This window comes from Devosia sp. MDV22-iso42, from assembly GCF_058629155.1.
Genome location: NZ_JBZVWR010000009.1, coordinates 311,582 through 336,282, shown reverse-complemented (window position 1 = coordinate 336,282; position 24,701 = coordinate 311,582). Strand labels below are relative to the sequence as shown.

The window sequence follows — 24,701 nt, the reverse complement described above, 5'->3', positions numbered from 1 at the left end:
TGACGACAACGACCAGACCGACGAGGTAAATGATGGAGTTCATTTTAATATGCCTTGTTGAGTGACGCAGGTGCCGTATCAACAGAGCGTGAGCAAATTCGTTCCCGGAGCGGGGCAAATATGTACACAACAAGGCAAGCAAAAAGGCGGGACTTGCGCCCCGCCCCTGCCGTCAATGGAATGTGGACCGCTTACTTCAGCGCGTCGGTGACGACGGTGGAATAAGCGCCTTCAGGCTGGGTCTTGATGATCTTCTGGTCGAGCAGCGCCTTTACCGTGCGCTCATAGGTGGCCATGTCGAGCGCCGGATCGGTGGCGTCGACAAGCTTGGAGACCTCGCCGGTCATGTAGAGCTGGTGCTCGAGCGTGGCGGCACCGGTCTCGTCCATGTCGACGACGATCTGGGCGGCTTCCTCGGGGTTTTCCAGGGCGTAGGCCCAGCCCTGCATGGAGGCCTTCACGAAGCGGGTATAGGCGTCGACCTTGGCGGGATCGGCCAGGGTGTCTTCCATGACATAGAGCCCGTCTTCGAGCAGGTCATTGCCCATTTCGGAATAGTTGAAGATGGTCAGGTTGTCCGGGCCGTAGCCGGCGTCGAGGGCCTGACCATATTCATTATAGGTCATGACCGAAATGCAGTCGGCCTGGCCCTGGATCATGGGCTGGATGTCAAAGCTCTGCTGCAGCACGGTGACGCCGCCTGCCGAGCCGTCGGTGGCAATGCCTTCCTTGTTCATCCAGGCAAAGAACGGATATTCATTGCCGAAGAACCAGACTCCCAGCGTGTGACCGGGGAAATCGGCAACCGTCTTGATGCCGGTTTCGGTGGGACAGATCATCATCAGGCCCGAGCGCTTGAAGGGCTGGGCGATATTGACCAGCGGCACGCCGGTTTCGCGCGCCGCCATGCCGGCCGCCATCCAGGTGACGATGATGTCGGCGCCGCCGCCGGCGATCACCTGTTCGGGGGCGATATTGGGGCCGCCCGGCAGGATGGTGACATCGAGATTTTCGGCGTCATAGAAGCCCTTGGATTCGGCGACCAGATAGCCGGCGAACTGCGCCTGGGTGACCCATTTGAGCTGCAGGGTCAGCGCGTCCTGTGCGAATGCCGGCGTGGCCGCAAGCGCCAGGGCGCTGACGAGCAGACCTCCGATAAGTTTGTTCATTGTCGTTCCCTTTTCCCTGTTACGTCCGTCCACCACGGACAGACGGATGCCAGAAAGTGACCCCGCGCTCGATGAGCGCGATCACCCCGTAGAAGGCGGACCCCGCGATCGCGGCAACCGCGATCTCCGCCCAGACCAGGTCGATGGCGAGACGCCCCACCCCGGTCGATATCCGGAAGCCCATTCCCACAACGGGCGTCCCGAAGAATTCCGCTACGATCGCGCCGATCAAGGCCAGAGTCGAATTGATCTTGAGGGCGTTGAAAATGAAGGGGCCGGCAGCGGGCAGCCGCAACTTCAAGAGCGTCTGCCGATAGGAGGCAGCATAGGTGGCCATGAGGTCGCGCTCGATGGCGCTGGCGGCGTTGAGCCCCGCCACGGTGTTGACCAGCATGGGAAAGAACGTCATGGCGACGACGACGGCAGCCTTGGACTGCCAGTCAAAGCCGAACCACATGACCATGATCGGGGCGATGCCGATAATGGGCAGAGCCGACATGAAATTGCCGATCGGCATGATGCCGGCCTTGAGGAAGGGCGAGCGGTCGACCAGGATGGCGACGCCCAGACCGGCGAGGCACCCGATGGCATAGCCGGGCAGTACCGACTTGACGAAGGTCTGCACGAAATCGGCCCAGAGGATGGGGATTTCCGTGACGAAGCGCGCGCCGATGGCCGAAGGCGGCGGCAGGATGACCGGGGGCACATTGGCGCCGCGCGTCACCACTTCCCAGATGACCAGCAAGGCCAGGCCAAAGACGGTGGGGATGAGCAGGCTGGTGCCGGTTTCAGGCAGGCTGCCGGCGCGGATGGCCGCAGCGAGGCGTTCGACAAACAGCCAGGCAAAGGCCCAGCCGGCCAGCAAAGCCAGCCAGTGATGGAAGGGCAGCGCGGTCCCGGCGGAGAGGCCGGCCAGCAGCGCGATAGCAGCCAGCACCGCCAGGGCGCCATCGAGCCACACAGTCAAGGGCAGGACGAAACGCGCCAGCGACAGCGTCGCCAGGGCGAAGAACAGCGCCAGCAGCGGGGTAGCACCCAGGCTGGGCAGGGTGAGGACCAGCCCAACCAGGCCGGTCAGCGCGGCGGCAAGCGCCAGCACCATCTGCAGGCGCGAGAGGCCGGCGCGGCTCATACCCGCACCCCCATGCGCGCATTGACCCAGCGCTCGGCGCTGCCGACGATGGCGACCAGAATGGCAGCAAGGCCGGCGGCGATGAACAAGGCGGCCCAGATCTGCACGGTCTGGCCGTTATAGGAGCCGGTGAGCAGGCGCACGCCCAGGCCACCGCCGGCGGCATTGGAGAGCTCGGCCACCACGGCACCGATCAGCGAAATGGCAATGCCCACCTTCATCGAGGCAAAGAGGAACGGCATGGCGGCCGGCCAGCGCAGCTTCCAGAAGGCCTGAAAGGGGCTGGCATCATAGGTGCGCAGCAGGTCGAGCTGGATGGCCTCGGGCGAGCGCAGGCCCTTGACCATGCCGACGACCACCGGGAAGAAGCTCAGATACATCGAGATCAGCGATTTGGGCACCAGCCCGGTCAGGCCCATGGCGCCGAGCCCGACCACGACCATGGGCGCCACCGCCAGGATGGGGATGGTCTGGCTGGCAATGATCCAGGGCATCAGCGAGCGGTCCGACGCATCATTGTGGATGATGGCCACGGCCAGGCCCACGCCGAGCACGGTGCCCAAGGCAAAGCCGAGCAACGTGGCCGAGAGGGTGATCCAGGCGTGAAAGGCGAGCGAGCGGCGCGAGGTGAATTCCAACGCCACGGTCGCGTTCCAGATCTCGCCGACCACCTGATGGGGCGCCGGCAGTACCGGCTTGTCCTGGTTCCAGGTCTGGGTGGCAAAGCTGGCAAAGGGCAGATCGACCAGCTCGGCGCGGGTGTTGAGCGTGGTCTGCCAGGCCGCATTCATGGGAATGGCTGCGGCGTACCAGATGACGAGGATGGCCAGCAGGATGGTGAAGACGGGGATGAAGCGGGTCATGGATTTTGCGCCCGATCCTTCGGGTCGAGCTCTCCCCTCAGGAGAGAGGTGATGACTGGCCCTGAGATCATCAAACGTGATCCTCGTCATAGCTGTGCCCGGCCCGCAGGCCGTCGCGCACGCGGGCGGCGATGGCCAGGAATTCGGGCGTCTCGCGGATATCGAGCGGGCGCTCGGCCGGCAGGGTGCTCTCGATGATGTCGGTGACGCGGCCGGGGCGCGGCGACATGACCACGATCTTGGTCGAGAGATAGACCGCCTCGGGAATGGAATGGGTGACAAAGCAGATGGTCTTCTGCGTGCGCGCCCAGAGCTTGAGCAGTTCGGCATTGAGATGGTCGCGGACGATTTCGTCGAGCGCACCGAAAGGCTCGTCCATCAGCAGCAGATCGGCATCAAAGCTCAGCGCCCGGGCGATGGAGGCGCGCTGCTGCATGCCGCCCGACAGCTGCCAGGGATATTTCTGCTCGAAGCCGGTCAGGTTCACCAGTTCCATGGTGCGGGCAATGCGCTCGGCCTGCTCGGCCTGGGCATAGCCCATGATTTCGAGCGGCAGGGCGATGTTGCGGGCGATGGTGCGCCAGGGATAGAGCGCCGGCGCCTGGAACACATAGCCATAGGCCCGGTCCCGGCGGGCATTGCCCGGGGTCTGGCCATTGATGGTCAGGGTGCCCGAGGTGGGCTGTTCGAGATCGGCAATGGTGCGCAGGAAGGTGGTCTTGCCGCAGCCGGAAGGCCCGATGAAGGAGACGAACTCGCCCTTCTCGATGGTGAGATTGACGTCGCTGAGGGCAATGACGTCGCCATCATTGGTGGGAAAGGTGAGACCGAGATGGGTGGCGGCAACGACTGCGGTCATGACAGGTTCATCAAACCCCACTGGCGGGGATGCCGGAGCGCTCGACCTTGCGCGGGGCGACGAGGTCTTTCCATTGGCTGAGCGCCTGGTTGACCGGGTTCTTGGCCTCGCGGGCGACGAACTGGCCATGGCCGGGCCGGTGGCGCATCTCGTTTTCCACCACCGCGACCTGACCGCGGGTCAGCACGAAGCGCGGCAGCCCGGTGACCTCGAAGCCCTCAAAGACATTGTAGTCGATGGCCGACTGCTGGCTGGCCGCCGTGATGGTCTTTTTGCGCGCCGGATCCCAGACGACGAGGTCGGCATCGGCGCCGACCAGCACCGCGCCCTTTTTGGGATAGAGGTTGAGGATCTTGGCGATATTGGTCGAGGTCACGGCAACGAACTCGTTCATGGTCAGCCGCCCGGTGGCGACGCCGCGGCTCCACAGCACGGCGAGGCGATCTTCGACGCCGCCGGTGCCATTGGGGATCTTGGAGAAATCGCCAATGCCGTTGCGCTTCTGCGCCGTAGTAAAGGCGCAGTGATCGGTGGCCACCACCGAGAGCGAGCCCGACTGCAGACCGGCCCAGAGCGAATCCTGGTGCAGCTTGTTGCGGAAGGGCGGCGACATGACGCGCCGGGCGGCGTGATCCCAATCGGGGTTGGCATATTCGCTGTCGTCGAGCGTCAGATGCTGCACCAGCGGCTCGCCATAGACGCGCATGCCCTGCTGGCGGGCGCGGCGAATGGCCTCGTGCGCCTGTTCGGAGGAAACGTGCACGACATAGAGCGGCACGCCGGCCATGTCGGCGATCATGATGGCGCGGTTGGTGGCTTCACCCTCGACCTCGGGCGGCCGGGAATAGGCGTGACCCTCGGGGCCGTTATTGCCCTCGGCGAGCAGCTTTGCCGTCAAAGCGGCGACGACATCGCCATTTTCGGCATGTACCAAAGGCAGCGCGCCCAGTTCGGCGCAGCGCGAGAAGGAGGCAAACATCTCATCGTCATTGACCATGAGCGCGCCCTTATAGGCCATGAAGTGCTTGAAGCTGGTAATGCCGCGTTTGACGACGTCGTCCATCTCGCGCCAGACCTGCTCGTCCCACCAGGTGATGGCCATGTGGAAGCTGTAATCGGCGCTGGCCTTGCCGGATTTGTTGTCCCACATGGAGAGCGCCTCGAGCAGGCTCTGGCCGGGGCTGGGCAGGCAGAAATCGACCACCATGGTGGTGCCGCCCGAGAGCGCCGCGCGCGTGCCGCTCTCGAAATCATCGGCGGAATAGGTGCCCATGAAGGGCATTTCGAGATGGGTATGCGGGTCGATGCCGCCGGGCATGATGTAGCAGCCGGTCGCATCAAGGGTTTTGTCACCCGACAGGTTCGGCCCGATCTCGACGATGACATCGCCCTCGATCCTGACGTCCGCCTTGTAGGTAAGGTCGGCGGTAACGACGGTGCCGTTCTTGATGACTGTGCTCATGCTGGGTTCCCTGTAATTGCGCCGTCTCCGCGGCATATTCCGTCCGGTCCGCACGCACCCCTCAGCGCTGTCGCGGACCATCATTATCTCATTCTCAATACGGCCAGCCGATACCAGCCGCCGCGCCTGTCGGCGCGGACGTCAAAGCTCCAATGCTGCAAGTGTATTGGCCATAGGCCTCGATGAGATCGAGGCGCCTTTCAACACGCGCCAGACGCTCGTCCATGCGGTCGAACCGCGTCGACAGGCCGGCATATTGGTGCTCAAGATTGCCAAGCCGGCCTCGGATTTCACGAAGCTCATCGGTGTGCTGATCAAGCGTCGCCCGGATCGCACACAGCAGTTCGAGAACAAGGTTGTCGGTCTCCATCCGGAGACCCCCAACATCATCTGACGCAAATATAGGCCCATCTGCCTCACTCGACAATCTCCGCGGTCTCGAGCACGGCGTGGAACAGCACGTCGGCGCCGGCGGTGGCCCAGTCGCGGGAAATCTCCTCGGCCTCGTTGTGACTGAGGCCGCCGACGCAGGGGCACATGATCATGGTGCTTGGCGCGATGCGATTGGTCCAGCAGGCGTCGTGGCCGGCGCCGGAAATGATGTCCATGTGGCTATAGCCCAGCTTTTCGGCGGCGGCGCGGACGCGGTTGACCAGGGTGGGATCAAAGGCCACGGGATCGAAATGGCCGACCGCCTCCATGGCATAGCCGACGCCGAGTTCGGCGCAGATCGCCTGCGCCCTGGCCTCGATCTGCTCGCGCATCGAGGTCAGCTTGTCGAGGCTGGGCGAGCGGATATCGACGGTAAAGACCACACTGCCGGGCAGCACATTGCGCGAATTGGGGGAGAATTTCATCTGGCCGACGCCGCCGACGGCGCCCGGCTGATGCGCCATGGCGATCTCCTGCACTGCCTCGATGATCCGGGCGGTGGCCAGGCCAGCATTGACGCGCATCAGCATCGGCGTCGAGCCGGTATGGGCTTCCTTGCCGGTCAGGGTGAATTCGAGCCACCACAGGCCCTGGCCGTGGGTGACGACGCCGATCTGCCTGTTCTCGGCCTCGAGAATGGGGCCCTGCTCGATGTGATATTCAAAATAGGCATGCATCTTGCGGGCGCCAACCTCTTCTTCACCGCGCCAGCCGATGCGGGCGAGCTCGTCGCCATAGGTGAGGCCCGCCTGATCCTGGCGGGCATAGGCATAGTCCTGGGTGTGGATGCCGGCAAAAACGCCCGAGGCCAGCATGGCGGGGGCAAAGCGGGCGCCCTCCTCATTGGCCCAGTTGGTGACGACGATGGGGTGGCGGGTCTTGATGCCCAGATCGTTCATCGAGCGCACCAGTTCGAGCCCGGCCAGCACGCCGAGCACGCCGTCATATTTGCCGCCGGTGGGCTGTGTATCGAGATGGGATCCGACATAGACCGGCAGGGCGTCCGGGTCGGTGCCCGGCCGGGTCATGAACATGGTGCCCATTTGGTCGACGCCCATGGTGAGCCCCGCCTCGGTACACCAGCGCTGGAACAGGCGACGGCCTTCGCCATCCTCGTCGGTCAGGGTCTGGCGGTTATTGCCCCCGGCAATGCCGGGGCCAATGCGGGCCATGTCCATCAGGCTGTCCCAGAGCCGATCACCATTGATACGAAGGTTTTCTCCTGGGGCAGACATGGGCATTAGTCCTATTTCACGCTCGGGAAGCTGAATTCGGCGCCGCCCTTGATGCCGGCGGGCCAGCGGGTGGTGACGGTCTTGAGGCGGGTATAGAAGTGAACGCCTTCGGGCCCGTAGATGGCGTGGTCACCGAACAGCGAGCGCTTCCAGCCGCCAAAGGAGTGATAGGCCACCGGCACGGGGATGGGGACATTGATGCCCACCATGCCGACCTCGATCTTGTCGGCAAATTCACGGGCGGCGTCGCCGTCGCGGGTGAAGATGGCGGTGCCATTGGCATATTCGTGGCCGTGGATCAGATCGACCGCGTCCTGATAGGTATCGGCACGGACCACCGAGAGCACCGGTCCGAAAATTTCTTCGCGGTAGATGGTCATGTCCGGGGTGACATTGTCGAACAATGTGCCGCCGACATAATAGCCGCCTTCATAGCCCTGCAACTTGAAGCCGCGGCCATCGACAACGAGGTCGGCGCCCTGGGCGACGCCGGCATCGATATAGCCGAGAATCTTGTCGCGGTGCATGGCGGTGACCACCGGACCCATTTCGGCGTCCTTGTCGGTGGACGGGCCGATCTTGAGGCTTTCGACGCGTGGCTTGAGCTTGGCGATCAGCGCATCGCCGGTCGCCTTGCCCACCGGCACGGCAACGGAAATGGCCATGCAGCGTTCGCCGGCCGAGCCATAGCCGGCGCCCATCAGCGCGTCGGCGACCTGGTCGAGATCGGCATCGGGCAGGATTACCATATGGTTCTTGGCGCCGCCCAGGGCCTGGACACGTTTGCCGGCCTTGGTGCCGCGCTGGTAGACATATTCGGCGATGGGCGTCGAGCCGACAAAGCTCACCGCCTTGATGTCGGGATGGTCAAGAATGCCATCGACCATTTCCTTGTCGCCGTGGACGACATTGAGGATGCCTTCGGGGAGGCCGGCTTCCATGAAGAGGTTCCAGGCCAGCATGGAGGCCGAGGGATCGCGCTCGGAGGGCTTGAGGATGAAGGCATTGCCGCAGGCAATGGCGGCCGGATACATCCACATCGGCACCATGGCCGGGAAGTTGAACGGGGTGATGCCGGCGACCACGCCCAGTGGCTGGCGGTCGGAATAGGAATCGATGCTCGGGCCGACATTGCGGGAGAATTCGCCCTTGAGCAGCTGGGGAATGCCGCAGGCAAAATCGACGCAGTCGATGCCGCGGGCGACTTCGCCCAAAGCGTCGTCATGCACCTTGCCGTGCTCGCGGGAGATCTCGCGGGCCAGGTCATCGGCATATTGATCGAGCAGCGCCTTGAACTTGAACATGACGCGGGCGCGCTTCATGGGCGGGGTATTGCCCCAGCTCACCTGCGCGGCCTTGGCCGAAGTCACGGCGTCGTTGAGTTCGCTCAGCGTCGAGAGCGGCAGTTCGGCCGAGACTTCGCCGGTGGCCGGGTTGAAGACGGGCACACGACGGCCAGTCGAGACATAGCGTTTGCCGGCGACGGCGTTTTCAATGGTGTTCATCAGTCGATGCTCCGCAGGGCTGTGCGGACGCCATCGATCAGCTCGCCGATCTGGGATTCCGAAATGATCAGGGGTGGGCTCATGGCGATGATGTCGCCGGTGGTGCGCACCAGGAAGCCATCGTCATAGCATTTGAGGAAGGCCGAGAAGGCGCGCTTGGTGGGCGCCCCGGCAATGGGCTCGAGTTCGACGGCGCCAACCAGACCGATATTGCGGATGTCAATGACATGCGGCTCGCCCTTGAGCGAATGCAGGGCATCCTGCCAGACCGGGGCGAGGGCGGCGCCGCGGGTGAGCAGGCCCTCTTCCTTGTAGGTTTCGAGCGTGGCCAGACCCGCCGCCGAAGCCATGGGGTTACCCGAATAGGTATAGCCATGGAAGAACTCGATCATGTGCTCGGGTCCCTGCATGAAGGCGTCGTGGATTTCGCCGGACACAAGCACGGCGCCCATGGGAATGACGCCGTTGGTCAGGCCCTTGGCGGTGACCATGATATCAGGGGTGACGCCGAAATAGTCGGCGCCGAACGGGGTGCCGAGGCGACCGAAGCCGGTGATGACCTCGTCAAAGATCAGCAGGATGCCGTGTTTCTTGGTGATGTCGCGCAGGCGCTGCAGGTAGGCCATGGGCGGGATCAGCACGCCGGTGGAGCCGGCGACGGGCTCGACGATGACGGCGGCAATGGTGGAGGCATCGTGCAGGGTGACGATGCGCTCGAGCTCGTCGGCCAGCTCGGTGCCATATTCGGGTACGCCCTTGGAATAGGCGTTCTTGGCCAGGTTATGGGTGTGCGGCATGTGGTCGACGCCGGTCAGCAGGGTGCCGAACATCTTGCGGTTGGTGACAATGCCGCCCACGGAAATGCCGCCGAAATTGACGCCGTGATAGCCGCGCTCACGGCCGATGAGGCGGCTGCGCGCGCCCTCGCCCTTCACCCGGTGATAGGCCAGGGCCACCTTGAGCGCGGTCTCGACCGATTCCGAACCCGAATTGGTGAACAGCACGTGGTCGAGTCCCTTGGGGGCAATGTCGACGAGGCGGTTGGCCAGCTCGAAGGCCTTGGGATGGCCCATCTGGAAGGCGGGGGCATAATCGAGTTCGGCCGCCTGTCTGGCGATGGCCTCGACGATTTTGGGCCGGGCATGACCGGCATTGCAGCACCACAGACCCGCCGTGCCGTCGAGCACCTGGCGACCATCGGAGGTGGTGTAGTGCATGTCCTTGGCGGCCACGAACATGCGCGGGGATTTCTTGAACTGCCGGTTGGATGTGAACGGCATCCAGAAGGCACCCAGATCGTTCGGTACCACGGCGCTAGAATTGGACACGGCACTCACTCCCATAATTCCGGACTGATCGCGATTGGCACTTGACGCGCGCGCGCAATGCTTCGAATTTTGACCAGTTGGAAAAATGTTAGCACTCCCAAACTTTCTAGCAAGGCGAAAAATGCCGCCGACCAAAATGAACAGTGCCGAGATTGCCGCCAGCCCCAAGCGCCAGCACAAGGCCGATGCCAAGGCGGCCAGCCATACGCCGGCAAAAGCCCGGCCGCTGACGCGCATCCAGCGCGAGAAACAGGACGTGATCCTGGAGGCGGCGCTGGAGGTGTTTTCCATGCATGGCTTTCGCGGCGCCACGATCGACCAGATCGCCGAAGTGGCGGGAATGAGCAAACCCAACCTGCTCTATTATTTCCCGCGCAAGGAAGAGATCCACCGCCGGCTGATGGCAGCGCTGCTTGAGACCTGGCTGGCGCCGCTGCAGGAAATGAACGCCGATGGCGACCCCTTCCCGGAAATCCGCTCCTATATCCGGCGCAAGCTCGAAATGGCGCGCGACTATCCGCGCGAGAGCCGGCTGTTTGCCAATGAAATGCTGCAGGGGGCGCCGCGCATCATCGAGATGATCGAGGTGGACCTGAAAAACCTGGTCGATGAAAAGGCCAAGGTGCTGCTGGGCTGGATGGACCAGGGCAGGCTGGCCCGCACCGATCCCTATCACCTGATCTTTTCGATCTGGGCGACGACGCAGCACTATGCCGATTTCGATGTGCAGGTGCGGGCGGTGCTGGGCAAGGGGCGCAATGGCGAGGGGCGTTTCGAGGATGCGGCGCGCTATCTCGAGCAACTGTTCCTGCACGGGCTGACGCCCCGGCCGCGCGGGGCCGCGGAGACGCGCTGAGCGGTCAGGCGCAGAGCCGTTCGGCGCGCCCGGCCGGTTCGGGCGCCTTGCCGGCGAACTCGAAATTGCTGCCGGGCCGGGACTTGGCGCGATACAGGGCGGCATCTGCCGCCGCCAGCAGGGTGGATGGCAGCAGGCCGGTATCGATATCGGCAACGATGCCCAGGCTGGCACCGACCTGGACCGTGCGCCCCATGACGGGCACGGGCTGCTCGATCAAAATGATGCAGGCGCGGGCCAGCAAGGCGAGCGACCCGGCATCGGGCCGGCTCACGCAGAGCAGGACAAATTCATCGCCGCCCAGCCGGGCCAGCTGATCGCCGGGCGCCAGCAGATCGGAGAGGCGCTGACCCACGCTGCGCAGCACCAGGTCCCCGGCAGCGTGGCCCAGCGCGTCGTTGACGGCCTTGAAGCGATCGAGATCGAAGATGATGAGGCCAAATGGCGTCGCCGCGACGGTGTGCTCTTCCATGGCGGTTTCAAGCGCCAGGCGATTGGCGAGGCCGGTCACCAGGTCGGTGCGCGATTGCCAGTGCGCCAGGCGACGCTGGCGCTCGACATCGCGGACGAGGCCACGCACCCGCATCACCATCGCCAGCACCACGGCCAACAAGCCCAGCATAAGCGGCACGCGAATGGGCACGAAGCGGGCATAGATCTCGTCGGCATAGCCGCTGGCGCTCCACACCAGATAGGCAACGGTGCCATCTTGCTGGCGCAGCAGCGGCAGGGCCTGCTCCCGTTCACCCGTTGGCAGTGTGGGGGACAGACGGGCATCGTCGAGACCGGCGATCTGGCGGATCAGCGCCATGCTGCGCGGATTAAGACTCTCACCGTCCTGGGTCAGCAGATCGATGGCATTGGCCGCGCGTTGCCGTTCGTCGGCGAGAAGGCCGCCATCAAGGATGGTGCGCACCTGCAGGGCGGTAACGAGCATGACGGCGGCGGTGACCATGAGCATGGCAATGCTGAGCATCAGCCAGCGGCCGATTGACCTGATGGCGTGATGCTCGTCCTGTGCGGCCGGCGCAAGAGTGCGCGGCCCGCAAAAGCGGCGTATCGATCTGAATGTCATTCCTGCGTCCTACGGCGCGCAGACAGTGAGCCCCAAGAGGTTGGCAAATGGTTAGCAGCGGATGGAATCACCGGCAAAACCCTGCCGCAATCGCGCCACAATCGACCAGCCCTGGCCCAGAATGGGTGGATGCTCGTCTCACCAATGCGGAAAACCGGCACTTTTTGCGCTTGCTGACGGAACTGTTACCGTTCAACCACACCCGGCAAGATGAATCCGCAATCGTGGCTCTGTCCCCTCCGGCATTCCAGCAATGCGGACAATAGCGGATTCATTTCCTCCAGATCCGGCGGGCGCCGGACAATGCGGCGCAGACAAGGCACCCATTACTGCGGCATGATTGCAACAAAACGGCCTCGGGGATCCCCCTAAGCCAATCCAGGCACATTGTGGCCGGGCGACTGCACTAGTCAGCGGTCAACGCCAACTGCATTGAGATTCAGATTTGACTAGAAAAGCCGTCTCCGTCGCCGCACTTGCTGTGCTTGTGCTCTCCATTGCCACGCCCAGCTTCGCCCAGTGTGGCGGCGCCTCCTGGTACGGTCCAGGGTTCAACGGGAAAACCGCCGCTTCCGGCGAAACCTTCAACGAAAATGCCATGACCGCCGCGCACCGCTCGCTGCCCTTCGGCACCAAGGTCAAGGTGATCGACCAGCGCAACGGCCGCGAGATCGAAGTGACCATCAATGATCGCGGCCCGTTTGTCGGCAAGCGGATCATCGACCTGTCCAAGGCGGCGGCAACCGAACTGGGCTTCCGCAATCGCGGCGTCACCTCGGTGTGCATCAGCCAGCTCTAAACCGCCTGCCATCCATGCTGCGTCGCAGACGGGCCGTCTCCACAGGAGGCGGCCCGTCTGCTATGGGCGCAGGCCCAGGGCGTCGATGGCCGCGACCTGGACACGATCGAGCGGACCGCGCTGTTCGGCAAGCAGGGCCTGCTCCAGCTCGGCCACGTTCTTGACCCCCAGCACCAACGTGTCGACGCCCTCCATGCCCAAGGCATAGCGATGGGCGACAATGGCCGGATCTTCCCCCCATTGCCGACACAGCGCCCGATAGGGCGCCGCACGGTCAAAATCGGCGCTGGTGGGTGATCGCTCGGCGCGGTCGAGGGACCCGGTCAGCGCCCCGGCCTGCACCGCCCGCACCCCCATGACGCCGACGCCCTGCGCTTTTGCCGCTGCAATGACGTCGCGCGGGCGGGGTGGCAGACCCGTGCCGTTCATCTCGCCCGGACTGTCGAGCAGGTTGGCAATGGCCTGCACAGCGGCGGGGCGCGTCGCGTCGGCTAGGGCATCAATGGTGGCGGCGGCATGGTTGATGCCGGTAATGCCCCAATGGCCGATCAGACCCTCCGACACCAGACGCTCGAAAGCAGGAATGACGCCGTCGCGATAGAGGCTGATGCTGGTGGAGCGCTCGTCGCGCGGCGGCTGGCCCGGCGGATAGGTGAAGTCATCCGGGCGGATTTCGCTGTGCAGCAGAAACATGTCCACCCGCTGCAGCCGCATCGCCGCCAGGCTGGATTCGAGAGAAGCGCGCAGGCGGGCATAGACACTGTCGGCGGGAACGGTGCCCAGGCTGTGCTTGGTGGTGACCCGCACGCCGCCGGGCAGGTGCCCAGCAAAGGCCTCGCCGATCATCGCCTCGCAGATCTTGTAGCCGGGCGCGGCGTCGAGCAGGTCGATGCCGGCGTCGACAGCGCGGCGCAGCGTGGCCACGGCGTCAGCGGGCGAGGTCGGCCCCCAGACCGTGCCGATACCGCCGCCGCCCAGCGTCAGCCGGCTGACAGGCCCGAAAGTGCCCAGTGTGTTGGTCTGCATGGTCTTGCTCCAGTTCAATTGCCGTCACAATGTCGGCGATGGTGTCGCGGGGTGCGCCGATATCGACCAGCAGGTGGTCGTCGAGCATGGACAGCTGCTGGATGGTGTTGGCCCGCTGCCAGCGCCGGACCAGAAAGCGCAAAAAGAGCATCAAACATGCTTGCCTCCAATAGCCGGCCGCGCGCCATGCTGGCGCCATAGCCGGCCTTTCAGATTTGATGGTATGGTGATGGGCGGTTCACAGGATGTGCGTTCGCCTGTGCGTAATCTGGCGTCCTGCCTGACAATTATCTACGGGGAAGAGTGCAAGGCTCATTGCAGAAATGAAAAGCGATCTGAACTGGGACGATCTGCGGGTATTCCTCGATGTAGCCCGGCTGGGCGGCTTGAGCGCCGCCACCGAGACCACCGGCCTGAGTGCGGCGACGCTGGGCAGGCGGGTGACGGCGCTGGAGCGTGCGGTGGGCGAGGCGCTGTTCGTGCGCAGCCAGAGTGGCTACCAGCTGACCCAGGCCGGCGAAGACCTGCTGGCGCGGGCTGAGGATGTCGAGGCGGCCATGCTGTCGCTGCGGCGCTGGAAGGAGGGCCATCACGGCGAGCGCATGGTGCGGGTTTCGGCGGGGCCCTGGACCTCGGCCTTTGTGGCCAGCCATATCGGCGACGTCTGGAGCGTGAGCGACCAGTTTGGCCTCGAATTCGTCACCGCCAACCAGAAAGTCGATATCGGCCGGCGCAATGCCGATTTGGGCATTCGCAGCCAGCGCCCGACCGAGCAGTGGCTGGCGGGGCGGCTGATCGGCAAGGTGGCGCATGCGCTCTATTCCGGGCTGAACCTGGTCAATGGCATTGCGGCCGGCTATTTCGTGGGCGTGGTCGGGGAAGGCGCACAGATCCAGTCGGCGCGCTGGCTGCAGGCCCATCATGGCGATCGCATCGCGCTGCGCGGCAATGATGCGATGAGCGTGCGCGAACTGGTGGCGGCAGGCGCGGGGCTGGGGGTGTTTCCCTGCTTCGTCGGCGACAGCGACGCGCGGCTGATCCGCATCGCTTCGCCGATCCGGGAACTGGAAACCGAACAATGGCTGGTCAGCCATCATGAGGAACGCCATGATCCGTCGGTGCGGACGGTGGGCGACCGCCTGGCCGCACTGATGAGCCAGCACGCGGCGCTGTTTCGCGGCGAGTTGCCCCGGCGCTGAAGCCAGGACCCAGCCTTTGCGGCGACGCGGTGTGCCCGGCGGGCAACGCTTTAGTGCAACGTTACAATTGCCCGGCTGAAACGTTTTCGGCCCGCTTTCCCTGCGGCGCGAATTGGCATAGCTTGCGCGCCAATTCAGCCTCACGAGTGGTGCCAGATGACTATCGGCCTTGCCATGCCGCCGCATATCCGCGTGTTTGCCGCCTTCTTCATCTATTCGTTCTGCATGGGGAGCCTCTATCCGCGGTTGCCGGCCATCCAGGAGGCTTTAGGCGTGGCCGAAGGCGCGCTCGGCCTGGCGTTGATCGGCGCCGCCGTCGGCACCCTGATTTCGCTGACCTTTGCCGGTCCGATCATCGAACACATCGGCTATCGCCGCACGCTGCTGGTCGCCATCCCGCTGCTCTCGGTGTTCTACGCCGTGGCCGTCTGGGCGCAGGGTGCGGTGATGTTCTTCCTGCTGCTGGTGCCGGTGGGCATCACCATTGGCTGCATCGAAATCATCATCAATCTGGAGGCCGACCGGGTCGAGCATGCCCTTGGCCGCCGCATCATGAACCGCGCCCATGCCTTCTGGAGCTTCGGCTTCTTCTCGGCAGGCCTGGTCGGCTCGTTCATTGCCCAGGCGGGCGTCTCGCCGCAGCTGCATCTGGCCATCATGGTGCCGGTCATCGGTGTCGTCTCGGTGCTACTGCTGGGCCGCTATCAGCCCGCCGAGCACCGCTCCGGCGGCAGCACCGCGGCAGCACCGCGCTTTGCCCGTCCGACCGGCGCCATCCTGGTGCTGGTCAGCGTCTGTCTGTCGGCCATGATCCTGGAGGGCGCCGGCATCGACTGGTCGGCCATCTATATGCGCGACATTTTCGGCGCGGCGCCGTTCTGGGCCGGCTTTGCGGTGGCGCTGGGCGCGGGTGCCCAGGCGGTGACGCGGTTCTTCGCCGACAGCTTTGTCGAGCGCTGGAGCCCGGCCGTGGTGGCGCGCACCCTGCTCGCCATCTCCGGCATCGGGGCCCTGCTGGTCTTCTTCACGCCGATCTGGTGGCTCGCCTATGTCGGGTTTGCCCTGATCGGCGTCGGCACCAGCGCGCTGTTCCCGCTGGCCATGTCGGCGGCCGCGCAGCGCACCGACCGACCCGCCGCGGTCAATGTCGCGGCCCTGGCGCAGATTTCCTTCGTCGCCTTCCTGCTCGGGCCGCCGCTGCTGGGCTATATTGCCGAGCACTTCGGTATCCGCTGGGCCTTCGGCGTCGCCATTCCACTGGTGATCGTGGGGTTGGTCATGGCCGATGCCGTGGGCACACGACGCCAGTCCAGCCAGGTTCCGGCCGAATGAGAATCGCACCGCAACACCGCATCTATGCGTGCTTTTTTTCCTTCGCCCTGATCACCGGCGCGCTGATGTCGCGCCTGCCCGATATCCAGACCCATCTGGGTGTGTCGGAAGGCCAGCTTGGCCTCACCATGATCGGCATGGCCATCGGTTCGCTGATTTCGCTGACCGTGGGCGCGCCTATCATCGAGCGGCTCGGCTTTCGGACCGCCGCCTTCATCACCACGCTGGGCTCGGCGGTCCTGTTGGCGGTGGTGCCCTGGCTGCCGGTGGCCCCGGCCGTGTTCGCCGTGCTGCTGCTGGTCGGGCTGCTCGCCGGCGCGCTGGAGATCAATCTCAATGTGGAGATCGACCGGCTCGAAACCGCAACCGGCGGGCGCTACATGAACCGCGCGCATGGCTTCTGGAGCGTGGGCTTCTTCGTTACCGCGCTGTTCGGCGCGATGATCCGGCAGTCAGGCCTGTCGGCCGGGCTGCATCTGGCGCTGGTCGCCACGCTCATCGTCGTGGTCACCGGCTATCTGATCGCGGGGGCGACCAATGCGCCCCAGACGGCGCGCAGCCAGACCGAAGCCGGCGGGCATCGCTTCGCCTTCCCCAATCGGGGCCTGCTGCCGCTCTGCCTGATCGGCTTTGCCGCCTTCCTCGTGGAGGGGGCGGGCATCGACTGGTCGGCCATCTATATGCGCAACGTCTTTGCCGTGGAGCCCTTTGTAGGCGGCATGGGGCTGACGCTGTTTGCCTTTTTCATGGCGCTCATGCGCTTGACCGCCGACCCGATCGTCGCGCGCTTCGGCCCGCGCAATGTGGCCATGGTCATGTTGAGCTTTGCCAGCCTGGGCGCGCTGCTGGTGGGGCTGGCGCCAGTTGCCGGGCTGGCCCTGCTGGGCTTTGCGATGATGGGAGCCGGCTGCTCGGCCGTCTATCCGCTGGCGGTGTCGGCGGCGGCGCAGCGCACCGACCGGCCGGCTGCCGTCAATGTCGCGGCCATCGGACAGGTGAGTGTCGTGGTGTTCTTCCTGGCGCCGCCGCTGCTCGGCTTTGTTGCCGAGCTCATCAATATCCGCGCCTCCTATCTGATCTGCCTGCCGCTGCTGCTGGCCGGGCTCTGGGCCTCGAGCTTCGCGCTGGGCGAGCGCAAGCTGGCGGATCCTGCGGGTCTGCCGCCCGAGCCCTTGGCGCCGCTGGGCTAGACCATGGAAGATCTGCCGCCCATCGTGGACCTGCGCCAGTCGGCCACCGCCCTGCGGGTGCAGCGCGGGGTGATGCGGCTGCTGCGCGAGAGCCATGACATGGCCTGCTATGCCGAGGTGACGCTGCGCAGCGGGCGCCGCGCCGATGTGCTGGGCGTGGGGCCCAAGGGCGAGATCTGGATCGTCGAGATCAAGTCGAGCCTGATCGACTTCCAGATCGACCGGAAATGGCCGGAATATCGCGAATTCTCCGACAGGTTCTTCTTTGCCAAGCCGCCCGAGCTGGATGGCGCGATCTTTCCCGACAGCGAGGGGCTGATCGTCGCCGACGGCCATGACGGGGCGATCCTGCGCGACAGCCCGCTGACGCCGCTGGCGCCGGCACGGCGCAAGGCGCTGATGCTCAAGCTGGCCCGGCTGGGCGCCGATCGCATCCACGGCCTGATGGATCCCGGTCCGCGGTGAGTCTGGTTCCCATTGCCCGCTGGCGCATCGTGGCGCTGTTCTTCGTGCATGCTTTGGCCGTCGGCGCCATTCACACCCGCATGCCCGATATCCAACTGCTGGTTGGGCTGAGCGACGCGCAGCTGGGCGTGGTGCTGATGGGGCAGCCGCTGGGGGCGCTGGGCACTTTCCTGTTTTCCAGCCGCATCATCGAGCGTTTCGGCCCGCGCCGGGTGATCCTGTTGCTGCTGCCGCTCGTCACCATCAGCGCGGCGCTGGTGACGGTGCTGCTGCAGCCGGTGGCGATCTTCATCCTGCTGGCCATCAATGGCGTGGGCTTTTCGCTGACCAATATCGCCATCAATGTGGAGGCCGACCGCATCGAGGCGGCCACCGACCAGCGCATCATGAACCGCTGCCACGGCGCCTGGAGCGTCGGCTTTCTCGTGACCTCGCTGGCCGGCGCCGCGCTGCGCGGGCTGGAGGTGACACCCGTGCTGCATCTGTGGCTGCTGGCGCCGCTGGTCATTGGCCTGGTACTGGCAATCGTGCTGCCCATGCCGCTGGTGCCGGCGCGACCGTATGCCGGCGCCATAAAGCGGCGGCTGGCCTGGCCGACGCTGGCGACGCTGGGACTGGTGGCTTTCGGCCTGGGCGCCGGGCTCACCGAAGGGGCAGCACGCACCTGGTCGATCATCTATCTGCGCGACAGCTTCGAGGTGGCCGCCTGGATCGAATCCATGGCGCTGCCGGCCCTGCTGGTCACCATGGCGCTGGGACGGCTGGCTGCCGATCGCTGGATCGACCGCTTCGGGCCCGTGCGGGTGGCGCGGGCGCTGGCGAGCCTGGCCCTCGCCGGCCTCGTGCTGCTGGTGGCGGCGCCCAATGCATGGGCGGCTTTGGGCGGATTTGGCCTGGTGGGACTGGGCATCTGCGTGCTCTATCCGCTGATGCTGTCGGCGGCAGCGCGACTGGGTGACCGTCCGGCCTCGGAAAATGTCGCCGCCACGACGCTGATCTTCCAGCTGGTCAATCTGGGCGCCCCAGTGCTGATCGGCACCGTGGCCGAGGCCTTCGACCTGCGCACCGCCTTTGCCCTGCTGCTGCCGCTGCTGGCGCTCACCTGGCTGATGGCCGGAAAGCTGACGCCTACTCGTCCACCGACTGGGTCTCAACCGGGGTAATCGGGGTGCGCCGGTGGCCGGGCGAAGACGGCGCGCCCAGGGTAGACAGCTGCTGCTGCAGCGCCTGCATCAAGGCCAGCTTGTCCTCGTCGCCCAGGGCCTGCAGCTGCTGGCTGAGCCTGATGGTGAAATCGGAAAACTCGTTGTGCCAGTCGGTGTGGACCTGGTGGGGATCGATGCGCCTTTGGGCCGGCTGCGCCTTGCCGGCTATGCCGATGGCGGTCAGCTCGAAATAGTCGTCGAGCTGGGGCAGTATGAGCTGGTCGGCAGAGATGCCGGTGGCCATCAGGGCGGCGCGCAGCGCCGTGCGCTCCTCGTCCTCGCCATGGGTGAGAAAGATCGCCCCATGGGCGGGCAGGCGCGCCTTGATCCAGGCCATCAGCTCGGAATGGTCGGCATGGGCGGAATAGTTGCCCAGGGCGCGGATGGTGGCGCGGATCGGCACCAGCCGGCCGTGAATGCGGGCCTGCTTGGCGCCGGTGAGGATGACATGGCCCAGCGTGCCGGGCGCCTGATAGCCGACAAACAGCACGGTGGCGTCGCGACGGATCAGGTTGGCGCGCAGGTGATGCTTGATGCGCCCGGCATCGCACATGCCCGAGGCGCTCATGATGATGGCACCGCCGCGAATGGCATTGATGGCCTGGCTGTCGGCCACCGATTCGATGATGCGGAAGCGGGGATCGTTGAACAACTCGTCGGCACCCAGTTCGACATCCTCGAACATGCGGGCATATTTGCGATAGACCCCCGTCACCTTGCTGGCGAGCGGGCTGTCAAGAAAGACCAGTTGCGGATTGATTTCGCCGGATTTGATGAGAAAACCGATATCGTGCAGCAGCTCCTGGCTGCGCTCGACGGCAAAGGTGGGAATGACCAGGTTGCCGCCGCGTGCCAAGGCGGTGTTGATCTCGACGCGCAGGGCCTCGCGGCGCTGCAGCAGGGTATAGTCATCGCGCTCGCGCCCGCCATAGGTGGATTCACACAGGATATAGTCAAAGCCGGCCGGGCCCTCGGGATTGCCGTAGAACACCTTCTCGTCGGGGCCGATATCGCCGGAAAACATCAGCCGCACCGGCTTGTCGCCATCCATGACCTCGACCTCGATGGAGGCCGAGCCGATGATGTGACCGGCATTCCAGTAGCGGGCGCGGACGCCCGGGCCGGGCGCGAACCACTGCTCGTAGCGGCAGGTCTGGCGGTGCCGCAGCGCTTCCTCGGCGTCGGCCATGCTGTAGAGCGGCTGCACCGGTTCATCGCCGCGCCGCCCGGCGCGCTCGGCTTCGCTTTCCTGGATGCCGGCACTGTCGGGCAGCATGTATTCGAGCAGGCCGGACGTGGGTTCGGTCATCCAGGCCGGGCCGCGCCAACCCTCTGCATAGAGCTTGGGCAAGAGGCCCACATGGTCAATATGGGCATGGGTGAGCAGCAGGAAGTCGATGGCCTTGGGATCAAAAGGCGTCGGTTTGAGGTTGAGTGCCCGCACGCTGCGATTGCCCTGGAACAGGCCGCAATCGACCAGGAACTGGCCGCCCGGATGCTCGACGCGATAGCAGGAGCCGGTTACGGTTCCGGCCGCGCCGTGGAAATGCAGGGTGACGGTCATGGCGAATTCCTGATTGGCTGCTGGGTCCGTCGAACTAAGCGCCGGCAATTCGTCGTTGTCGAGACGGACGCTGCAACGCGACCGCAAATAGCAAGCAAGCACAAGGAGATCGAAGATGGCCTATATCGATGGATTCGTGGCTGCGGTGCCCAAGGCCAACAGGCAAGCCTATGGCGAGATGGCCCGGAAGGCGGCGGACATGTTCCTGGAATGGGGCGCTACGCGCGTGGTGGAAAACTGGGAGGATGATGTGGCCGATGGCAAGGTCACCGATTTCCGCCGTGCCGTCGCGGCCAAGGCGGACGAGGCCATCGTGTTTTCCTGGATCGAGTATCCCGACAAGGCCACCCGCGACGCGGTGCAGAAGAAGATGATGGAGGACCCCGAAATGGGGGCCATGCAGATGCCCTTCGACATGGGTCGCCTGATTTATGGCGGATTCGAAACGCTGTTCATCGCCTAGAGCGTTTTCAGCAAAAGTGTCGCCACTTTTACGGTTCGAAAACGCGACAGATCAATACCTAGAGCGTTCAGCGCGGGGCGCGCTTGGCCAGGATGCGCTGCAGGGTGCGGCGGTGCATGTTGAGCCGGCGCGCCGTTTCCGAGACGTTGCGGTCGCACAGTTCATAGACGCGCTGGATATGCTCCCAGCGCACGCGATCGGCCGACATCGGGTTTTCCGGCGGCTCGGGCTTGTCCTCGCCGGTGGCCAGCAGGGCATTGATGACGTCGTCGGCATCGGCGGGCTTGGATAGATAATCCACGGCGCCCAGCTTCACGGCGGTGACGGCGGTGGCGATATTGCCATAGCCGGTCAGTACCACGGCACGGGCGTCGGCGCGCTTCTGGTGCAGCGCCGATACGACCTCAAGGCCATTGCCGTCTTCGAGACGCAGGTCGACCACGGCATAGGCCGGTGGCTGCTCGGCGACGGCGGCCAGGCCCTCGGCGACGCTGCCGGCAATGCGGACATCAAAGCCGCGACGCGTCATGGCGCGCTCGAGGCGCTGCAGAAAGGCCACATCGTCATCCACAAGCAGCAGGCTGGGGTCGGTGGCGAGAAGGTCTTCGATCGTGCTCATGACTTTCCCATAGGCTGTTGGGATTGATACGTCAAAAGCCGCGCGCTGGATCTATGGCTCGATCCGCTCCCGCGGCCAGACAATGCGCACCTGGGCATGGCCTTCGGGGGCAATGTTGTGGAAGGCGAGGCGCGCGCCGGCCCGCTCGAGCAGGGTCTTGGCGATGAAGACGCCGAGGCCGAGGCCACCGGGCTGGCTGGCATCGGGGCCCTGGGGATCGCGCGGGCGGCTGGTGAGATAGGGCTCGCCCAGCCGGGCGATCAGTTCGGGGGCAAAGCCGGGCCCGTCATCGGTTATCGTTATGGACACGCTGTCGCGGTCCCAACCGGCCTCGATCCGCACGGTCTGGCGGGCGAAATCGGTGGCGTTCTCGATGAGATTGCCCAGGCCGTAGAGCAAGCCGACATTGCGGGTGAAGACCGGGGGCGGGCCGGCGGCGCGCTCGTAATAGAACAGGATCGCCTTGCCATGGGCCTCATGCGGGCGAGCCACTTCGGCCAGCAGGTCGGTGATGGGCACGGCGGCAAAGGGATCGCCGCCCTCATTGCCCAGATTGCGCAGCTTGGCGAGGATGGCGCGACAACGGGCGGCCTGGGCGATGATCAATTCGACGTCATCGGCCAGATCGCTGCCTGGCGGGGCGTCGGCGCGCATCTCCTTGGCGGCGAGGGCAATGGTGGAGAGGGGGGTGCCCAGTTCGTGGGCGGCGGCGGCGGCCAGGCCATCGAGGGCCGAAAGCTGTTCCTTGCGCGACAGAGCCAGTTCGGTGGCGGCCAGGGCATCGGCGATCTGGCGGGCATCGTGGGCGACGCGGTTGGTATAGGCGGAGATGAAGACCACGCCGCAGATGATGGAGACCCAGATGCCGATGACATAGATGCGGTTGAAGACGATGCGCTCGAGCGGATCCCAGGGCAGCGGCAGGTGCCAGACGGCCAGGACCGAGGCGATGAGGGCAGCCAGCAGGGCAATGAAGAAGGTGGCGCGCTGCGGCAGGGTGGTGGCGGAAACCGATACCGGCGCCAGCAGCAGCAGCGAGAACGGGTTCTGCAGGCCGCCGGTCAATGCCAAAAGGCCACCGAGCTGGCAGAGATCAAAGGCGATCTGGCTGGCGGCAAAGGCCGAGCTGGGCCGATAGGCGGCACCAAAGCGCAGCACCAGCCAGAGATTGACCGCCGCCGAGACGGCAATCAGGGCAAAGCATTCCAGCAAGGGCAGCGGGAAACCGAGGCCGAAGGCGACGAACAGCACGCCGATGGCCTGGCCGCCCACGGCCAGCCAGCGCAGCAGCACCAGGGTCTGCAGGCGGAGGGGCCGCCAGGTGGAGGGCAGCGGCAGCCCATCGGCCTGGGTCAGCGCCATGAGAGCACCTGTGGTGAGTAAAAACAGACTGCGCTATGGGGAGAAAAAATCATCATTCAAGGGCCATTTTTGCTCAGGCACATGCTTGATCCTGACCCGGGGCGGGCCACGTATTGCACATCGTGACTGGGAGAAAGTAACGGAAATGACCACAGCAATCATCAAACCACAATGGTCACCTTTGACCATCGCGCTCATGGTAATGGGCTTTATCATCTTCTGGCCGCTCGGCCTGGCCGTGCTGGGCTATATCCTGTGGGGCGAAAAGTTCGGCGGCTCGCCGGAAAAGGCCCAGGCCTATTTCAACAAGGGCCGCGCCTGGTGCACCTCCAACAAGGGCGCCCATCGCAACTGGACCAACCACAGGAGCTACGGCATGAATTCGAGCGGCAATGCAGCCTTTGACGACTATCGCGCCGAACAGCTCAAGCGCCTCGAGGAAGAACGCGCCCGTCTCGACGCCGAGATCGAGGCCTTCCACGAATATATGGCCAATCTCAACAAGGCCAAGGATCGCGAAGAGTTCGACCGCTTCATGAACGAGCGCCGCGGTTCGCGCCAGGGCTTTGGCGACAACAAGCCCGAGCAGAACAATGGCGACCAGAACAACAATGGCTGGACCAACAATAACGGTTAAGCCCACCTGACCGGCGACGCGCCTCCGCGTCGCCGCCCTCCTCCAAAGCCTGTCGTTCCCAACGACTGCACTGGCGCCCCAACGGGGCGCTTTTTTTGTCCCGAGATCTGCCTGGGCGTGGCAAATTTCCGCTATGATCGCGGCAGCGATTCACCGAGACGACATGAACCTGTTCTTCCGCAGCAAGCCCAAGATCCCGACCAGCACCACCATCAGCATTGATGGCGAGGTGGTCAGCGTCAGCGTGCGCATCAATGCGCGGGCCCGGAGCTATCGGCTGTCGCTCCCCCCGAGCGGCGAGCCGCTGCTGACCCTGCCGCCGCATGGCAAGTGGAGCGATGCCGAGGCCTTCCTGGCTCGCCAGCACAACTGGCTGGCCGTCCGCATCAAGCGGGCGCCGCAGGCGACCAGCTTCACCGATGGCGGCGTGGTGCCGCTGCGCGGCGTCGATCACCGCATCATTGGCACCGGCAAGCTGCGCGGCCGGGTGGAGCTGGCCGAGGACGATGGCGAAATAGTGCTGCTGGTGCCGGGCGAGCCGGCGCATCAGGCGCGGCGGCTGACCGACTGGCTCAAGGACGAGGCGCATGCCGATCTCACCGTTCGCAGCGCCGTGCATGCTGAACGCCTCGGGGTGACAGTCAAAACCATCCGCATGCGCAGCCAGGCCACCCGCTGGGGTTCGTGCTCATCGTCGGGCACCATCAACTATAACTGGCGGCTGATCATGGCGCCGGCCTTCGTGCTCGACTATGTGGCGGCCCATGAGGTGGCGCACCTGGTCGAGATGAACCATTCGGCGGCCTTCTGGGCCACGGTCAAACGCACTCTGCCCGACATGGAACGCGGCCGGGCGTGGCTAAAAGCACACGGTCGCACGCTAATGGCACGCTAGCTGCCGCTGCGAGACGCGGCCCCGGCCCC

24 protein-coding genes are annotated in these 24,701 nt (G+C 65.0%); 10 read left to right on the top strand and 14 right to left on the bottom strand.

Going from position 1 to position 24,701, the window contains the following annotated elements; genetic code table 11:
* Positions 1-191: 191 nt before the first annotated feature.
* From AC4NN3_RS11630 to aptA, 9 genes are all read right to left on the bottom strand, one after another.
* Positions 192-1,169, bottom strand: a complete 978-nt coding sequence (locus AC4NN3_RS11630; protein WP_491927253.1) for an ABC transporter substrate-binding protein — start codon at positions 1,167-1,169, stop codon at positions 192-194.
* A gap of 19 nt (positions 1,170-1,188) precedes the next feature.
* On the bottom strand, positions 1,189-2,301 hold the full coding sequence (locus AC4NN3_RS11625; RefSeq protein WP_491927252.1) for an ABC transporter permease: 1,113 nt from the start codon (positions 2,299-2,301) through the stop codon (positions 1,189-1,191).
* The gene (locus AC4NN3_RS11620; protein WP_491927251.1) at positions 2,298-3,164 is read right to left on the bottom strand and encodes an ABC transporter permease; all 867 of its coding nucleotides are present in this window, start codon (positions 3,162-3,164) and stop codon (positions 2,298-2,300) included. Before AC4NN3_RS11620 ends, AC4NN3_RS11625 begins: the two co-directional genes overlap by 4 nt.
* Positions 3,165-3,234: 70 nt before the next feature.
* On the bottom strand, positions 3,235-4,023 hold the full coding sequence (locus AC4NN3_RS11615) for an ABC transporter ATP-binding protein (protein ID WP_491927250.1): 789 nt from the start codon (positions 4,021-4,023) through the stop codon (positions 3,235-3,237).
* 10 nt (positions 4,024-4,033) lie between these two features.
* Positions 4,034-5,485, bottom strand: coding sequence for a dihydropyrimidinase (hydA, locus tag AC4NN3_RS11610; protein WP_491927249.1), 1,452 nt, complete (start codon positions 5,483-5,485; stop codon positions 4,034-4,036).
* 94 nt (positions 5,486-5,579) lie between these two features.
* Entirely contained in the window at positions 5,580-5,855 is a 276-nt protein-coding gene (locus AC4NN3_RS11605) for a hypothetical protein (RefSeq protein WP_491927248.1), read from the bottom strand.
* Between the two features lie 46 nt (positions 5,856-5,901).
* A complete protein-coding gene (locus AC4NN3_RS11600) occupies positions 5,902-7,152 on the bottom strand; it encodes a Zn-dependent hydrolase (protein WP_491927247.1) in 1,251 nt (416 codons plus the stop codon).
* Between the two features lie 11 nt (positions 7,153-7,163).
* Positions 7,164-8,657, bottom strand: coding sequence for a CoA-acylating methylmalonate-semialdehyde dehydrogenase (locus tag AC4NN3_RS11595; RefSeq protein ID WP_491927246.1), 1,494 nt, complete (start codon positions 8,655-8,657; stop codon positions 7,164-7,166).
* Positions 8,657-10,000, bottom strand: a complete 1,344-nt coding sequence (gene aptA, locus AC4NN3_RS11590; RefSeq protein ID WP_491927245.1) for an omega-aminotransferase AptA — start codon at positions 9,998-10,000, stop codon at positions 8,657-8,659. The genes AC4NN3_RS11595 and aptA overlap by 1 nt, the downstream gene beginning before the upstream one ends.
* Positions 10,001-10,106: 106 nt before the next feature.
* Here aptA and AC4NN3_RS11585 point away from each other — a divergent pair, with 106 nt between their 5' ends.
* Positions 10,107-10,841: a TetR family transcriptional regulator C-terminal domain-containing protein gene (locus AC4NN3_RS11585; protein WP_491927244.1), complete on the top strand. Its 735-nt coding sequence runs from the start codon at positions 10,107-10,109 to the stop codon at positions 10,839-10,841.
* Positions 10,842-10,845: 4 nt separating this feature from the next.
* Here AC4NN3_RS11585 and AC4NN3_RS11580 read toward each other — a convergent pair whose 3' ends face one another.
* The gene (locus AC4NN3_RS11580) at positions 10,846-11,916 is read right to left on the bottom strand and encodes a diguanylate cyclase domain-containing protein (RefSeq protein WP_491927243.1); all 1,071 of its coding nucleotides are present in this window, start codon (positions 11,914-11,916) and stop codon (positions 10,846-10,848) included.
* A gap of 445 nt (positions 11,917-12,361) precedes the next feature.
* On the opposite strand from AC4NN3_RS11580, the gene AC4NN3_RS11575 reads away from it, so the two are divergent.
* Positions 12,362-12,715: a septal ring lytic transglycosylase RlpA family protein gene (locus tag AC4NN3_RS11575; protein WP_491927242.1), complete on the top strand. Its 354-nt coding sequence runs from the start codon at positions 12,362-12,364 to the stop codon at positions 12,713-12,715.
* Between the two features lie 60 nt (positions 12,716-12,775).
* Here AC4NN3_RS11575 and AC4NN3_RS11570 read toward each other — a convergent pair whose 3' ends face one another.
* Positions 12,776-13,741, bottom strand: coding sequence for an aldo/keto reductase (locus AC4NN3_RS11570; protein WP_491927241.1), 966 nt, complete (start codon positions 13,739-13,741; stop codon positions 12,776-12,778).
* 323 nt (positions 13,742-14,064) lie between these two features.
* Between AC4NN3_RS11570 and AC4NN3_RS11565 the strand changes: the two genes are divergently transcribed.
* The 5 genes from AC4NN3_RS11565 to AC4NN3_RS11545 all read left to right on the top strand — a co-directional run bounded on the left by AC4NN3_RS11565 (position 14,065) and on the right by AC4NN3_RS11545 (position 19,090).
* A complete protein-coding gene (locus tag AC4NN3_RS11565) occupies positions 14,065-14,940 on the top strand; it encodes a LysR family transcriptional regulator (protein WP_491927240.1) in 876 nt (291 codons plus the stop codon).
* Between the two features lie 156 nt (positions 14,941-15,096).
* Positions 15,097-16,272, top strand: coding sequence for an MFS transporter (locus tag AC4NN3_RS11560; RefSeq protein WP_491927239.1), 1,176 nt, complete (start codon positions 15,097-15,099; stop codon positions 16,270-16,272).
* A complete protein-coding gene (locus AC4NN3_RS11555) occupies positions 16,269-17,462 on the top strand; it encodes an MFS transporter (RefSeq protein WP_491927238.1) in 1,194 nt (397 codons plus the stop codon). The genes AC4NN3_RS11560 and AC4NN3_RS11555 overlap by 4 nt, the downstream gene beginning before the upstream one ends.
* Positions 17,463-17,465: 3 nt before the next feature.
* Positions 17,466-17,927, top strand: coding sequence for an MmcB family DNA repair protein (locus AC4NN3_RS11550; protein WP_491927237.1), 462 nt, complete (start codon positions 17,466-17,468; stop codon positions 17,925-17,927).
* On the top strand, positions 17,924-19,090 hold the full coding sequence (locus tag AC4NN3_RS11545; protein ID WP_491927236.1) for an MFS transporter: 1,167 nt from the start codon (positions 17,924-17,926) through the stop codon (positions 19,088-19,090). The genes AC4NN3_RS11550 and AC4NN3_RS11545 overlap by 4 nt, the downstream gene beginning before the upstream one ends.
* Here the strand turns inward: AC4NN3_RS11545 and AC4NN3_RS11540 are convergent.
* Positions 19,056-20,696 (bottom strand): MBL fold metallo-hydrolase RNA specificity domain-containing protein, encoded by a 1,641-nt coding sequence (locus AC4NN3_RS11540; RefSeq protein WP_491927235.1) that lies wholly within the window; start codon positions 20,694-20,696, stop codon positions 19,056-19,058. The genes AC4NN3_RS11545 and AC4NN3_RS11540 overlap by 35 nt on opposite strands.
* Before the next feature lie 115 nt (positions 20,697-20,811).
* Between AC4NN3_RS11540 and AC4NN3_RS11535 the strand changes: the two genes are divergently transcribed.
* Positions 20,812-21,159, top strand: coding sequence for a DUF1428 domain-containing protein (locus AC4NN3_RS11535; RefSeq protein ID WP_491927234.1), 348 nt, complete (start codon positions 20,812-20,814; stop codon positions 21,157-21,159).
* 67 nt (positions 21,160-21,226) lie between these two features.
* On the opposite strand, the gene AC4NN3_RS11530 is transcribed toward AC4NN3_RS11535, so the two are convergent.
* Entirely contained in the window at positions 21,227-21,778 is a 552-nt protein-coding gene (locus AC4NN3_RS11530; protein ID WP_491927233.1) for an ActR/PrrA/RegA family redox response regulator transcription factor, read from the bottom strand.
* 51 nt (positions 21,779-21,829) lie between these two features.
* On the bottom strand, positions 21,830-23,140 hold the full coding sequence (locus tag AC4NN3_RS11525) for an ActS/PrrB/RegB family redox-sensitive histidine kinase (RefSeq protein ID WP_491927232.1): 1,311 nt from the start codon (positions 23,138-23,140) through the stop codon (positions 21,830-21,832).
* Between the two features lie 145 nt (positions 23,141-23,285).
* Between AC4NN3_RS11525 and AC4NN3_RS11520 the strand changes: the two genes are divergently transcribed.
* Both AC4NN3_RS11520 and AC4NN3_RS11515 read left to right on the top strand, forming a co-directional pair.
* A complete protein-coding gene (locus AC4NN3_RS11520; protein ID WP_491927231.1) occupies positions 23,286-23,777 on the top strand; it encodes a DUF2852 domain-containing protein in 492 nt (163 codons plus the stop codon).
* A 163-nt stretch (positions 23,778-23,940) separates the two neighbouring features.
* Positions 23,941-24,672, top strand: coding sequence for a M48 family metallopeptidase (locus AC4NN3_RS11515; RefSeq protein ID WP_491927230.1), 732 nt, complete (start codon positions 23,941-23,943; stop codon positions 24,670-24,672).
* Positions 24,673-24,701: the final 29 nt, after the last annotated feature.

What these genes read in the sequence shown, in the direction of transcription:
- AC4NN3_RS11565 (WP_491927240.1), top strand. Translation starts at nt 14,065, where the DNA reads ATGAAAAGCGATCTGAACTGGGACGATCTGCGGGTATTCCTCGATGTA.
- aptA (WP_491927245.1), bottom strand. Translation starts at nt 10,000, where the DNA reads ATGGGAGTGAGTGCCGTGTCCAATTCTAGCGCCGTGGTACCGAACGAT.
- AC4NN3_RS11620 (WP_491927251.1), bottom strand. Translation starts at nt 3,164, where the DNA reads ATGACCCGCTTCATCCCCGTCTTCACCATCCTGCTGGCCATCCTCGTC.
- AC4NN3_RS11530 (WP_491927233.1), bottom strand. Translation starts at nt 21,778, where the DNA reads ATGAGCACGATCGAAGACCTTCTCGCCACCGACCCCAGCCTGCTGCTT.
- hydA (WP_491927249.1), bottom strand. Translation starts at nt 5,485, where the DNA reads ATGAGCACAGTCATCAAGAACGGCACCGTCGTTACCGCCGACCTTACC.
- AC4NN3_RS11625 (WP_491927252.1), bottom strand. Translation starts at nt 2,301, where the DNA reads ATGAGCCGCGCCGGCCTCTCGCGCCTGCAGATGGTGCTGGCGCTTGCC.
- AC4NN3_RS11600 (WP_491927247.1), bottom strand. Translation starts at nt 7,152, where the DNA reads ATGTCTGCCCCAGGAGAAAACCTTCGTATCAATGGTGATCGGCTCTGG.
- AC4NN3_RS11555 (WP_491927238.1), top strand. Translation starts at nt 16,269, where the DNA reads ATGAGAATCGCACCGCAACACCGCATCTATGCGTGCTTTTTTTCCTTC.
- AC4NN3_RS11580 (WP_491927243.1), bottom strand. Translation starts at nt 11,916, where the DNA reads ATGACATTCAGATCGATACGCCGCTTTTGCGGGCCGCGCACTCTTGCG.
- AC4NN3_RS11615 (WP_491927250.1), bottom strand. Translation starts at nt 4,023, where the DNA reads ATGACCGCAGTCGTTGCCGCCACCCATCTCGGTCTCACCTTTCCCACC.
- AC4NN3_RS11560 (WP_491927239.1), top strand. Translation starts at nt 15,097, where the DNA reads ATGACTATCGGCCTTGCCATGCCGCCGCATATCCGCGTGTTTGCCGCC.
- AC4NN3_RS11540 (WP_491927235.1), bottom strand. Translation starts at nt 20,696, where the DNA reads ATGACCGTCACCCTGCATTTCCACGGCGCGGCCGGAACCGTAACCGGC.
- AC4NN3_RS11535 (WP_491927234.1), top strand. Translation starts at nt 20,812, where the DNA reads ATGGCCTATATCGATGGATTCGTGGCTGCGGTGCCCAAGGCCAACAGG.
- AC4NN3_RS11630 (WP_491927253.1), bottom strand. Translation starts at nt 1,169, where the DNA reads ATGAACAAACTTATCGGAGGTCTGCTCGTCAGCGCCCTGGCGCTTGCG.
- AC4NN3_RS11570 (WP_491927241.1), bottom strand. Translation starts at nt 13,741, where the DNA reads ATGCAGACCAACACACTGGGCACTTTCGGGCCTGTCAGCCGGCTGACG.
- AC4NN3_RS11515 (WP_491927230.1), top strand. Translation starts at nt 23,941, where the DNA reads ATGAACCTGTTCTTCCGCAGCAAGCCCAAGATCCCGACCAGCACCACC.
- AC4NN3_RS11605 (WP_491927248.1), bottom strand. Translation starts at nt 5,855, where the DNA reads ATGGAGACCGACAACCTTGTTCTCGAACTGCTGTGTGCGATCCGGGCG.
- AC4NN3_RS11585 (WP_491927244.1), top strand. Translation starts at nt 10,107, where the DNA reads ATGCCGCCGACCAAAATGAACAGTGCCGAGATTGCCGCCAGCCCCAAG.
- AC4NN3_RS11550 (WP_491927237.1), top strand. Translation starts at nt 17,466, where the DNA reads ATGGAAGATCTGCCGCCCATCGTGGACCTGCGCCAGTCGGCCACCGCC.
- AC4NN3_RS11520 (WP_491927231.1), top strand. Translation starts at nt 23,286, where the DNA reads ATGACCACAGCAATCATCAAACCACAATGGTCACCTTTGACCATCGCG.
- AC4NN3_RS11525 (WP_491927232.1), bottom strand. Translation starts at nt 23,140, where the DNA reads ATGGCGCTGACCCAGGCCGATGGGCTGCCGCTGCCCTCCACCTGGCGG.
- AC4NN3_RS11595 (WP_491927246.1), bottom strand. Translation starts at nt 8,657, where the DNA reads ATGAACACCATTGAAAACGCCGTCGCCGGCAAACGCTATGTCTCGACT.